This window comes from Clostridium sp. CM041 (assembly GCF_055081035.1).
The window spans coordinates 611540-625055 of the sequence record NZ_CM143648.1; the positions used below are offsets into that span (position 1 = coordinate 611540).

The window sequence follows — 13516 nt, forward strand, 5'->3', positions numbered from 1 at the left end:
TTCCTATTAATAATATCAATCCTAAAATTCTAATAATTAAGATAGTTTTTTTAATCCCTAATTTACTAAATGTTTCTGGTGTTCCAAATGGGAATACAATAATACAGCACTTAATATCATAACGCCTACACATATGTTATTTTCTCATTTTATTATTTATGCTCTTTCCATAAACAATCCCCTATCTTCATTTCAGTAAAAACAGCCTTAAAAGAATTTTTACTTGGTGAACATGCAAGTAACCCAATATTAATTTCTTTTTCACCTTCAAACAAGTGGAAAATCCGCATCTGTTTGAAATTTACACCATCAAAGGAATTTTCAAGACAATAATCACTCTCTCGTCTGCTTAATCTATACCACATACAATTTACAAATGCTCCAATATCCGTAGTTGCCCAATCAGAATATCCATGATTTGTTACCACACTTCCAAGCCATGCAGTATTATTGTCATGAAATTCTATTCCTGCCTTTACCCAATTTTCACTGTTTTGATAAATTGCAACTCCACATTGGTCAAACAATGCTGTACTATTAAACTCTGCCTTTACTGTAAATGAAAAATATCTTTCATCTGTTGTAATATAAAGAACATGAGCATTATCATTTCTAAATCCATAATAAGTTCTTTGCCAAAAATCAGTGTTAGGGTCTGTTATAATTTCAACTCTATCTCTTCCAATTACATAATTTCGAGGTTTAAAAAACCATTTTTCTTCTTTATCACTAATTTCAAACATCTTAATCCTCCCCCAATTCAAATAACTTTTAATACATAATAAAATACAACTGCGTCGTAACTAATGTAATATTATCATAATTTACCACACTTTGGAACAATTTCCTCATAAATAAAGACCATACATTGTTTATATATACGCAACACTAAAATCAATTGTCCAAGCCATTTATATGTGAATTAGTATAGATAAACAAGCAATGTTGGCGCTACTACGATAATAATAGGGACGACTCATAGTCCCCACTTCATTGATATATCAATAATGTGGAGACTCAGTACAAGAAACGGAAAACAGTCCCATTTCAATAACTCTGTTACTTTATCTTTGTTTCCTTCAATATCAAATTTATCATCAAATCAACAAACTTGTCTGGTTCGTTTCTCCATGGATCGTGCCCTGAGTGTTCAAACCAAATGAGCTCTTTAGAAGGGGCTTTTAGTGAATTGAAATAATCCTCAACCAATACTGGTGACGCGTTGACATCGTGACGACCTTCCATAAAGTACACTGGAACATCTAACTTTATAGCTTGTTTACGTAGATCTAAATTGTATAACTGAGGATAGACATGATTAAAAGTAGTAACTAAACCAAAAAAATAATTTACTTTATCGCATAACCCATACTCAGTACCTCCAATTTCACCAAATGTATTATATCCTGCTCTCTCAATTTCAGAATTTTTTGTCATATGTTTACTCAAGTACTGTGAGAGGGTAGAAAATTTCCAAACTACATCTTTACCATGGTATGGTGGCAGGCCTTGATTTTTCATTTTTTCAATTTGTTTTATATCTCTGCTATCTTTTGCCATCTTAAGCACTAGTTCATACATACGGACATCGGTTTCAACGAATTCAACCATCTGACCAGTACCAATAAAAGCAGAAAATAGTTCTGGGTAACATTGCACAAGCAATATACCTAGTGCACTCCCCCACGACTCACCAAGTACATATACCTTTTCTTGTTTAAATCTATTGCACAGGTACTGTGTTAGCTCATGTCCATCAGAAATATATCGCTCAGGGGTAATTGATTTAAGAGGTACAGCATTAATTGACTTACCCGCCCCTGGTTGATCCCAGTTAACAACCACATAATTATCTTCAAGTTTTTTTAGTTGCTCTCTGGTTGCGGCTAGCTGTGTTCCACCGGGACCACCAGCTAGAAAAAGTAGCACCGGATTATTTTTATTTTTTCCACGAATAGTTATCCACTGATCACTACCACCTAGACTTACTTTCTCTAAGGTAGCAATACTACCCACTAATGGTTTGCCATTATCTCCAAGTATAGGTGGCGTGTATGCCATCCACTGGCTACATAGTATAGAAACAACATTCACAAATAATAATACTACTGCTACAATCAACTGACTCCGCAGTTTCAAAAGCCAGGGCGTTATCCTTGCTTTTTTACGTGTACAAACAGCAATAATTACTGCAATCAAAATTGAGATGAAAAGAGTTGCTATTGCTACAACCAAAGAAAGTATCAATATTAACGCAAACCCTAACTCTATAGGGACAGTTTTCATTGTAATCATAAGATGTGGGCGTATAACAATAATATACAAAGCGATTATAACTGCTGTGAGTAGCGGTAAAAGAAAACGTAGTTGAAGCAACAAATTGGTTTTTGACCCACGAGAAGTTGTATCTTTTTTAAATAATGATTTCATATTAGTCTCCCTTCTACAAATATTTAGTCTGTTTTCTCAGATACTTCCAATTCTTATTTGACACAAAAAATGGATTAAATATATCTTTTGCGATTTCTGAAGGCATTCCAATCCCATTATCCTTAAAGATAATAACGACTCCATCACCCTGCTCAAATAAGCTGATCATTAAGAGTGTTCCTTTGGGATTATATTTTATTGTATTAGAAACAAGATTTTGGATTACTCTATTCATCTGCTTTAAATCGATGTCAATAAAGATTTCTTTTTCTGGTATCTCAAAATCATATGTAAATTGTGCCTTATCAAATGTAGTTATAAAAAAACCTATTTCTTCCCTCATATACTCACATATATCAACTCTGGTTTTATTCAATAAATATTTCGAACTTTCCATTTTAGACAGCTCAAATAGGTTAGTAACTAAATTATTTACTCTTACGCTGTTTTCACATATTACTTTCATGTATGTACGGTATTCTTCTTTTGATAAATCAGGTTTGTTATAGCTAAACTCTGCATAACCCATAATACTTGCAAGAGGGTTTTTAAGATCATGAGAAATATTAAGTATAAGCCTTTTACGGTTTTCTTCAGACTGATTTCTAAGATATATTTCCTGTTCAATTTGTTCTGCCATTTCGTTAAATATATATTCTAATTCTCCAAACTCATTTTTCAAATTAAGCTCAACTCTTGAAGAATAATCTCCATCTTTCAATCGAGAAGCACTGTGACAAAGTTTCTTTAATGGGCTTATAATGCTTATAGATGATAGCTTTGAATATATCACGGTGCATATTGCAAGCAGTATGAAGTAAAGTAAGGTAACAGCAACAATAACACCAACTACTCCCTGTTTATCAACGGAATTGTATTCTTTGTTGTATACGAAATTCAAATCAATTCTAATAGAAGTTGGAAACGTCACTACCAGCCAAAATTGCTTTTTAGAATTATATTTAATACTATAGCTATAACGTCTTTCAATACTTTTACTCTTCATCAAAAAATCAGTAAACTCCGCTGTGGTAAGTTTACCTTTTGAAATAGTGTTAAGCCCTAAAGAATATGCAACTTCATAATCGGTGTTAATTACCTGTACACCGCCGCCATTATAAATAACCTGTTCTACGTCAATCCTTTTATAATCATCCTTCATTAGGCTTTCTGCAGTATAATTATTCTTAGCAAGGGTCTTGGATATAACATCGTTTGTAAAACCTAAAAGCATAAGTGCGAATAGAGCTATCATTATGGAAATAATAAACATGAGGACATAGTTTGCTAAGAATCTGCTTTCTATTTTTCTGTTCATAAGCTAACCGTGCTCTGTTTATGAAACTTATATCCAATACCCCTAATGGTTTTGACATATTCCGGATTTCTTGGATCAGTCTCAATCTTATTTCTGATATGACTTATATGCACCATAATGGTGTTATTGTCACAATAAATATCCTCATCCCATACTGCCTTGTATAACTGCTTTCTGGTAAAAACCCTTTCCGGATTCTCCATAAGGTACTTAAGCAACATATATTCTTTTGCATTCAGTACCACCAGCACATCCTCTTTATAGACGCAGCAGGCATCTTTATCCAAGCACAAGCTGCCATACTTTATTTTGGAGAATGCGTGCGTATTTTGCACCGAGTATTCAAGGTTTCGCCTAAGCTGTGCACCAACTCTTGCAAGCAGTTCTGGCATGCTAAACGGCTTTACTATGTAATCATCAGCACCAATCCCGAGTCCTAAAATCTTGTCCATATCATCACCTCTAGCGGTTAGAAATATGACAGGAAGATTACTTGTTTGACGGATTTTTCGTAGCAGATTGAATCCATCCAGTCGTGGCATCATAACATCAAGGATAGCAATATCAATTGCTTTGTTTCGTATGATTTCTAAAGCCTCAATGCCATCCTCTGCAGCAAATACAGAGTATCCCTCCTGCTCAAGCTCTAACTTTAAAAGGATTCTGATGTCCTTTTCATCTTCTGCGATTAATACATTCAAAAAACCACTTCCTCATCGTGTATATTTGTTTGCGCTGATATCAACATCTACTCCTCCTTAATTAATGCCTACCTTTAAACAAAATAACTTTTATGTTTCCTCAATCTACATTTACGCTTGTTCAACAAGCAATTTAATATTTTCTTCCGTTGAAAGCAAGGCATTTTGTATACTATCGAGCTTTTCTTTCAGTGAACCTATTACATTTTCTACATTGTTTGCAACACGATGTACACTATCTAATGATTCACAGATCCTTGATTGTACAACCCAATCAGATATAAGACCATCAATAAAATAATCTGCAAATGTTTCGAAAGACCCAATATTTATATCTATATTCATTATTAAATTCACATCGGATAATTCATTTTGGAATCGTATCAATGCAATTTTTGTATTATTTGCATATTCCTTAGCTTCATCAATATGTGAGTGCTTAGCTGCAGTTGCAAGTAAGCCTCCTCCTAGTATATCCCATGTTCCCCAGCCTTCAGCGCTTTCAAGAGAATTTTTTACCCGTCCAAGTTCAATTTGTACAGCCTCACCTGACGCAATTGCTTCCTTCAATTCTTTCTTCTGTGCTTCAAGGTCAGCTAGGTTGTCTATAAGTTGAAGTAACTTTTGAGATTTACCATCATTTAATCGCAGTATAAACTCTTTTTTGTGCTTCAATACAGTTTCATATTCACACTCTACGCCAAGTAGACTGTTTAATGAAGCTTTATACGATACAATTTCCCTCTCTAATGCTAAAACTGATTTACAACACTCATCATACTTTAACCTAGCAGAAAGCAACTCTTGCCTCTCTTTTTCAAGCTGTTGATGTTTACTCCCGAGTATCGAATAAAATATACTAGTAATACTTAATGATTCAAGTTTTTTGACATCCTTATCCTCATCTTTAAGAATATTTTCGAGCTCTATCTTTCTATCTAATTCTTTTTGCAACACTTCCCTAGTCTGGTTAACCGAACTTTGAAATTTCTTTTTTCTCAACAATTTTTCTTTGACATTTATAAGTTCCCTGTTAAGTTCTTCAAACATACTAAACTCCCTTTCTGCATATAACTTTTTTATACACAATAAAATACAATACGACCATGATACTTTAAATATTCATTAATAATTAGTTTAATTTGCTACCGGACTCCCAAACTGACTATTATAGAGTTTTTCATAGAAACTGCCCTTTTTCATTAACTCATTATGGGTTCCTTGTTCTATAATATTTCCTTCATCTATAACCAATATTAAATCTGCATTACGAATAGTTGAAAGTCTATGTGCAATAACAAAGCTAGTTCTTCCTTTCATTATATTCCTCATAGCTTTTTGAAGTAATATTTCTAATCTAGTGTCAACTGAACTAGTTGCTTCATCTAATATTAATATTGCTGGATTTGATATTATAGCTCTTGCTATAGTCAAAAGTTGTTTCTCTCCTTGAGATATGTTAGAAGCCTCTTCGTTTAGAAACATGTTATACCCATCTGGAAGTGTTTTAATAAAGTGATGTACGTTAGCTATTTTAGCCGCTTCAATAATTTCTTCCTTGGTAGCTCCAAATCTACCATACTCAATGTTTTCATAAATTGTTCCATTATATAGCCAAGTATCCTGAAGAACCATACCGAATATAGAACGTAAATCTTCACGTTTCATATCTCTAGTATCCACTCCATCTATCTTTATAGCTCCCCCTTGAATATCATAAAATCTCATTAATAAATTTATTAATGTTGTTTTACCTGCTCCTGTTGGACCTACAATAGCAACCATCTGACCACTTTTTATCTCTGCGTTTAAGTCCTCAATTAAAATCTTATCTCCACTATATCCAAATTTGACATGTTCAAAAGTAACATTTCCACGTACATTCGCGAGCTTTATAAAAGAGGCTTTATCTGGAATCTCCTCCTTCTCATCTAATATTTCAAATACACGTTCAATTGCCGCAAAGGCTGATTGTATTGCAGCAGATAATTGTGTTACTTGAGAAATTGGTTGGTTTATTTGCCAGATATAACGAATAGATGCTTGAAGATTACCCACTGTCATTATTCCATTTATAGCATATGTTGCGCCAAGAATTCCAATGGCTGCAATTCCTAAATAACTTACCAATGAAACTAATGGAGAAATTATACTAGATATAAATTGCGCCTTAAATCCAGTATTAAAAAGTTCTTCATTAATATTTTCAAAATCTTTTATAGCATCTTCTTGCTTTCCATACAGCTTTATTTCGTTAAAACCAGTATATATTTCTTGCACTTTACCATTTAATTCCCCCAAAACATTTTGCTGTCTATAAAATAAATTTTGTGATTTACTTACTATAAATTTTGACACTAAATAACTTATCGGTATTATAAGTATAGCTACCAATGCAAGTTTTATATTAATTGTAAACATCATCGCAATAGCTAGAGTTATTGCCAATATTGAATTTATAACTTGGCTAAAACTCTGTTGAAGTGCATTAGAGATAGTATCTATATCATTTGTTATGCGGCTCAGCATATCCCCATAGCTATTTTTATCAAAATAACTTATAGGTAATTTTCTAATTTTACCTTGTACAGCATTTCTTAAATCTTCCATAGTGTTTTGAATAGAATTAGTTAACAACAAACTTGCTGCATATGTTGATAATGTTCCAAATATATAAATAAAAGCCAATATTACCAATACCCTTAAAATATAATTAAAGTTAACTGAAGCTCCTTTTATACCTTTTGCTATATTCACAACATCTTTGGCAAGACTAGTTGTAATTAATCCCTCTATTTTTGGAGCAATAGCAGTAAAAATAGACGCTACTACTATAAATAAAATTGCGCCAATCAGTGCTCTCCTATATGGTTTTACGAAGGGAGAAATTTTTCTTATATTATCCGTTAACTTTTTCATTGTTCCAGTTCCTCCTTTGTAAGTTGAGATGATGCAATTTCATAATAGATTTCGCAGGTTTTTAGTAATTCTTTATGAGTTCCTATTCCTACTATCTCGCCTTCATTCAATACTATAATCTTATTAGCATCAATTATGGATCCTATCCGTTGTGCAACCATTAAAACTACGGAATCTCTAGTTTCGTCCTTTAACTTTTCTCTAAGCATTGCATCTGTTTTAAAATCTAAAGCGGAAAAACTATCATCAAAAATATAAATTTCAGGCTTTCTAACTAATGCTCTTGCAATAGATAATCTTTGCTTTTGACCTCCTGACATATTAGATCCACCTTCACTTATTAATTCTTCAAATTTTTTATGTTTACTATTAATAAAATCATAAGCCTGGGCTACCTTAGCCGAATGTTCAAGTTCTTGTTTATCTGCAGCAGCTTTACCAAATTTAATATTAGTGCCTATACTGCCAGTAAACAACAATGTTTTCTGAGGTATAAACCCCATTTTTTCACGTAGTGCTTTTAAATCATATTCTCTCACATCTACGCCATCTATCTTTATGCTACCCTTTGTAACATCATAAAATCTTGGAATTAAATTAATTAACGTACTTTTCCCACTGCCTGTACTTCCTATAAATGCAACTTTTTCTCCTTTTACTGCTGTAAAGGATATATCACTTAAAACTGGAATCTCTCCATCTGGATAAATAAAGGTAACATTATCAAACTCCACAATCCCCCTAATAGCCGTATTTTTAACACCATATTTAGGATTTTTAATAATAGGCTCTTCAGCTAATATCTCGTTAATTCTATTAGCTGAAATTTGTGCTTTTGGATACATGATAAACATCATTGAAAAAAGCATAATTGAGAACATTGCATGAAACAAATATTCTATAAATGCTACCAGTTGTCCAACTTGTAGCGTTCCTGCATTTATCATTTTGCTAGAAATCCAAAAAATAGCGAGCACTGCTAAATTCAACAAGAAAAAGAAAGTTGGCTGAGAAATTGCCATAAGCTTATATAACTTCTTAGATAGATTTGTATACTCATTGTTAATTTCTTCAAATCTTTGGTTTTCATGATCATCGTTACCAAATGCCCTAATTACTCTCGCTCCAGTTAAATTTTCTCTTGATATTCTATTTAATTTATCTAATTTTTTCTGTTGCTTTTCTGATATTGGATAAGATATCTTAGATATAATAATTACCCCAAGCACTATGAATGGTACCGTTATCGCTAATACTACAGACAAATGTAAGCTCGTTCTTATAATCATTACCAAACTTACAATAAACATAACCGGTGCAAGGAATGCTACTCTTAATAATGTATTTGTAAATTGTTGTAATTGAAAAACATCATTGGTTGTTCTGGTTATCATTGACGATATCCCAAACTTATCATATTCACTATGTGAAAATTCCTGAGATTTTTTAAAAATATCGTTTCTTAAATCTCTAATCATACTAGTAGAGATTTTTGAAGAACAGTATCCTAATAATATTGTACCCATGGCTCCAACTATAGATATTCCTACAATTACAATACCCATATGCTTTGTGTATTCTATATCCTTATTAGCTATTCCTGTGTCAATCACTCTAGCCATTATTGTTGGAATTCCTAATTCCACTAATACAAATCCAAAAACGGATATTATATTCAGCACTAGAAGCGGTTTATATTTTTTTATATATTTTAATATTAGTTTCATTCCTTCTATTCACTGCTACTTAAAATATGGACAATTATCCCCATACCAAGAAAATTCCTTTTTCAACGTGTCTGTCCTCATATAGCAAACTATACTACTAACATTTGATATAACACTCCAAAGGCGTAAATTCCCGACTAGCCATCGGTACATATATACAATAGCTTGGTTATGCTACTTTGTATGTTTTAGCATTTGCAAGGTTTATACTAGCATTTTTATCCCTATCAATTATAAGTCCACATACTGGACATACATACTCTCTGTCTGAAAGTTTTAAATCTTCCTTAACACGTTGTACTTGATGGATACCATCTATCAACAATTCTTAATTCTATATTGTTAATCTTACATTTGAAAGTAAGTTTAACTCTAAAGCCATAAAAATTTTGTTGTGCTATTGCCTTTGCCAAATGCTTATTCTTCATCATTCCTTTTACGTTTAAATCTTCAATTATTATATAAGACGGTTTGGTTTTTACTATCTTATTAACTACTTGATTAACATAATTGTTTCTAATATAAGAAAGTTTCTGATGAAGTTTTTGTACCATAACTATTTGTTCGGATATATTTTGCCTGGTAGCAGTTCCTCCTTTTATATTTATTTTTTTATTTCTTACCTTTAAACTCTCATATTTCCTTGAAAGTTTAATGTGTTCTCTTTTTAACTTCTTTGGTTTTATTTATATGTTTAAATGGTAGCTTCATTGTGTTGACTATTGCCAAGTCTTTTATTCCTAAATCTATTCCTATTCCTTGATTATTAGAGCTTGCATAATCATTAGTACCTTGAACATTAATTAAAACAGAAACATAGTACCTACCTGCTTTAAAACCTACAGTTCCACTAGTTACTTTTAACTAATTAAGTCCACTTCCAATATCCTCAAATACCTCATCAATTATGATACCTCTAGCATTGGCAAATTCTTTAAGAGTAGCAACTTGATTTTTTAAATCATCTTTCTGACCACTACTCGAAACCCTTGTATAAATAATGGTTTTTTTGATGTCTTTATCTTGAATTATTTTCCCATATATTAAGCATATTGGTTATGGGTATAATATCTTCTATTAGAAGGATTTCTAAAAGCTATTAATTTCTTATCGTTATCCCATCTTTGTAATGTTCTTACCGAAATACCTATCATTTCAGCAAATGCTTGTGGGTTGTATATATTTATTCAAATCATACCACGCTCTTTATCGTATAACTTATCTTACTAATCCTAAATTTACTAAAAAAATGTTATAATTACAGAAACAAAGATTACGAATACTCCACTTAGAATTAACAAAATTGATTCTCCTTTTTTGTTATTAATATATGAGTCATACCCATTTAATATGCTCAAGATACCTAATAATAGTAATGCAATTGGTATTATAATTTTTATATTAATGATATTAAATAAACCTAAAAGCGATAATGTAATAACTATTGCTGAGATTAATATTTTTATAACTCTTACTTTTTTCAAGTTATTACCTCCCAATAAAAATAATCTTCTCAATTTTCTACAAATGTTTAGGTATTATGGATTTACGATTGACGAATTATCTAAATCCATTAGTATGGTGTTAAAAAATAAAGCCATATTGATATTCAGAAATCCCTATTAATTTTACTGTCCAGTAATTTCTACTCACGACCTATAAAAAAAATAAGCGTTTATAATAAATCCTAAGCTTGTTTTTAAGTATTGGCACTTAATTTTTTATGTTTAAATTTATACACTGCTAAAATTAAAATCAGTATTATAATTACAATAATTGTTACATAATCAAAATATAAACTGAAAACCAAGTTACTAATTTTTATATCGAAAAGTAAAAAATTGTTAGATTCACCTGTTATGAAACTATAAAAATCTACTACGAAATGTAACCCTATAGGCAAATATAAAGATTCTGTTATTATATACAAATACCCCAATAGAATTCCCATAATAAACACAACAAATAGGGCATGAAATTGTTGATAATACTGCGTATGAAATATTGTGAAAATTAATGAGCTTATTATCAGAGCAACGACTTTCCCTTTAAATTGCATTAAATGCTTTAAAATAATACCCCTATATAATATTTCTTCAGTAAAACCGACTATTGCACAAGTCACGAATGCACTAATAATAGCTACAATAATTTCATTTGTAGGGTAGAACATAAACCCTATACCTTTGAATTTTACAATTTTTATTACACTCAAAATCAACACCCTAGCGAAATACATTAGCGTTCCTATGCCAATACCTATAAATAACTGTTTAAAACTATTTTGTTTAAACTTCATGTCAATAAAATCAAAACTAACTCTGCCATTATTGTACTTTTTAATAACAAAATACTGGCCGATTAATATACTAATTTCTAAGCCACTATAATTTATAAAATTATTTTCAAGCAATTTAAGCCCAAATTTTCTACTAATAAGTGTTATTACATACCATACAAATGCAGCTAAGATAATATTTACAAAAGATACTGCTACGATTTTTAAATTTCTATTAACCTTCTTCATTTTAACCCCTACTTTAATTTACTCGTATTTAATTAAACATATCATTCTTATTAAGCGTCATAACTATAAAACCGAACAATTCAATGTTTGTGTTTATGATTAGTGTTTTACTTTCATAGCATTCCGATAGTAGTACATCTAAGAATATTTTTGCATAAATGCAATATTTACTTACTTATTTCATAGTAATCCATAGTATAAGTCTCTTCAAAGCCACAAGATTTATAAAGATTTAAAGCATTTTTGTTTTTTACAGACACTTGGAGCATAATATCCTTTGAGTTTTTCTCTTTCAATTTTTCTATTGATAAGAGTAAAATGTCTCTTCCATAACCATTCCCACGGTATTCTGGAAGCACACCAAATCCATAAATACCACCTACACCATCACATATTTCTAAACGAACTTTTCCTATGATTTTATTATTAATTTCTGCTATATAAGTAATTGCGCCACATTTTTCTTCTTCCTCAAACATACAAATATCCTCTTCTTTTAATTCCACATTTGAATATATATGATCCTGCACTGCAATTTCTTTTGCATCCTTATTTGTAGTTTTTCTTAAAACTACATCATGCGCTATTGTATTTTGTTTTAATTTATTTCTTAAAAACATCTCATATTCAGAGTTATCAAAGCTGGCACCTGTGGATTTAATAAATTCCTGTCCAGAACTAGAATTATTATCACTTAGCAAAAGCATTTTTGTTGCATCGCCTCTTCTCCATTCATCTTTAACTAAAGAAAATAACCTTTTAAATACACCCATTCTTCTATACCCGGGGTGCACCATACCATTTACTTCTAGTACAGCTCCCCCAAAGTTACATATACCAGCATAACCTATAAGCTCATCTCCATCATAATACATGAATTCATTAATTTTGCTTAAAGTATCAATTTTTCCTTCTGCCCTGCTTAGCTTATAATCAATCTCTAATTTTAGTTTTACTCTATCCATTTCTAAACAAATTCCTTGAAGAGCATATATATCTTCATAGTCATTTTTATTTAATCTTTCTCTTAATCTTATATAGGGACTTTTTATTTCACCCATAATCTATATCTAACCCCTTTTTATTATTTATTAGTAATAGTTAATACTATATATTTGCACCATCCTTTTCTCTTACAGTTGTTTATGACGAACCTTAAGAATTATTTGTCTTAACTGTTAATTGATATGGATAATGCTCATTTTAAGAATATACTTTTCTTATTTGCTTGCAATTCATTTGATAATAGATGAATGAATAATTCTTCAAAAGCAGCGGCACTTGCAACCATACAAATTATATACATCAGCACATCTGATTGGGAAAAAGCAAGTGATAGTGGGAATGCAAATAGCACAAGCCCTGTAATTTTATTCCCATAAGTATGAAGTATCCCAAATGTTTTATACTTTACAAACACCACTATCATTGACACTACTCTAACTATTCCGATGATAACTACCCAAACAATGATTTGAACTGTTGGATTTATAATTGAATTAATAATTGAATTAATAATTGGATATAGCACAATTGTCAGTATCACAACCATTATCAAATCTGCAACAGAGTCAAGTTTTTCACCCAATTTACTTGCGGTATCTGTTTTTCTTGCTATGTATCCATCAAAAACATCGCTAATTCCACAAACGAGATAGATTGCGAAGAACACTATACTTAATGGTTTTGCCACAAGCAATGTAATGGAAAAAAATATTCTCGCAATTGATATATAATTTGCTATTGTCTTCACTGCATCACCTCTTAAAATATAAATTAGCCTTACTTCCTATAAGAATACAAGTTGACATACCCCCATTATTCTTTCAAGAATTCTTGTAGTTGTTTATGCTGAACTTTATAAAAATCGGACTTAAAATGACCACACATTATG

General features: G+C 31.2%; 11 protein-coding genes and 2 pseudogenes. All 13 read right to left on the reverse strand.

What is annotated here, in order from left to right; all coding sequences use genetic code 11:
- Window positions 1-152: 152 nt before the first annotated feature.
- Complete coding sequence (locus ACWJJT_RS02990) at window positions 153-743, reverse strand: DUF1349 domain-containing protein (RefSeq protein WP_216304020.1); 591 nt, start codon at window positions 741-743, stop codon at window positions 153-155.
- Window positions 744-1059: 316 nt separating this feature from the next.
- On the reverse strand, window positions 1060-2430 hold the full coding sequence (locus ACWJJT_RS02995; protein ID WP_220287160.1) for an alpha/beta fold hydrolase: 1371 nt from the start codon (window positions 2428-2430) through the stop codon (window positions 1060-1062).
- A 13-nt stretch (window positions 2431-2443) separates the two neighbouring features.
- On the reverse strand, window positions 2444-3748 hold the full coding sequence (locus ACWJJT_RS03000) for a HAMP domain-containing sensor histidine kinase (protein WP_220287158.1): 1305 nt from the start codon (window positions 3746-3748) through the stop codon (window positions 2444-2446).
- Window positions 3745-4449 (reverse strand): response regulator transcription factor, encoded by a 705-nt coding sequence (locus ACWJJT_RS03005; protein ID WP_220287155.1) that lies wholly within the window; start codon window positions 4447-4449, stop codon window positions 3745-3747. The genes ACWJJT_RS03000 and ACWJJT_RS03005 overlap by 4 nt, the downstream gene beginning before the upstream one ends.
- 111 nt (window positions 4450-4560) lie before the next feature.
- The gene (locus ACWJJT_RS03010) at window positions 4561-5499 is read right to left on the reverse strand and encodes a hypothetical protein (protein ID WP_220287153.1); all 939 of its coding nucleotides are present in this window, start codon (window positions 5497-5499) and stop codon (window positions 4561-4563) included.
- A gap of 87 nt (window positions 5500-5586) precedes the next feature.
- Window positions 5587-7368, reverse strand: coding sequence for an ABC transporter ATP-binding protein (locus ACWJJT_RS03015; RefSeq protein WP_220287150.1), 1782 nt, complete (start codon window positions 7366-7368; stop codon window positions 5587-5589).
- The gene (locus ACWJJT_RS03020) at window positions 7365-9095 is read right to left on the reverse strand and encodes an ABC transporter ATP-binding protein (protein WP_216304014.1); all 1731 of its coding nucleotides are present in this window, start codon (window positions 9093-9095) and stop codon (window positions 7365-7367) included. Before ACWJJT_RS03020 ends, ACWJJT_RS03015 begins: the two co-directional genes overlap by 4 nt.
- Window positions 9096-9264: 169 nt before the next feature.
- Window positions 9265-9953: pseudogene (locus ACWJJT_RS03025) on the reverse strand (RNA-guided endonuclease InsQ/TnpB family protein); the annotation flags it as partial.
- 9 nt (window positions 9954-9962) lie between these two features.
- Window positions 9963-10282 (reverse strand): annotated as a pseudogene (locus tag ACWJJT_RS03030) (recombinase family protein); the annotation flags it as partial.
- Between the two features lie 54 nt (window positions 10283-10336).
- On the reverse strand, window positions 10337-10579 hold the full coding sequence (locus tag ACWJJT_RS03035; RefSeq protein ID WP_216304013.1) for a hypothetical protein: 243 nt from the start codon (window positions 10577-10579) through the stop codon (window positions 10337-10339).
- A 215-nt stretch (window positions 10580-10794) separates the two neighbouring features.
- Window positions 10795-11622 carry a CPBP family intramembrane glutamic endopeptidase gene (locus tag ACWJJT_RS03040; RefSeq protein ID WP_216304012.1) on the reverse strand — a complete coding sequence of 276 codons (828 nt, stop codon included), beginning with the start codon at window positions 11620-11622 and terminating at the stop codon, window positions 10795-10797.
- 167 nt (window positions 11623-11789) lie between these two features.
- Window positions 11790-12683 carry a GNAT family N-acetyltransferase gene (locus ACWJJT_RS03045; protein WP_216304011.1) on the reverse strand — a complete coding sequence of 298 codons (894 nt, stop codon included), beginning with the start codon at window positions 12681-12683 and terminating at the stop codon, window positions 11790-11792.
- 137 nt (window positions 12684-12820) lie between these two features.
- Window positions 12821-13375: a CDP-alcohol phosphatidyltransferase family protein gene (locus tag ACWJJT_RS03050; protein ID WP_216304010.1), complete on the reverse strand. Its 555-nt coding sequence runs from the start codon at window positions 13373-13375 to the stop codon at window positions 12821-12823.
- Window positions 13376-13516 lie beyond the last annotated feature (141 nt).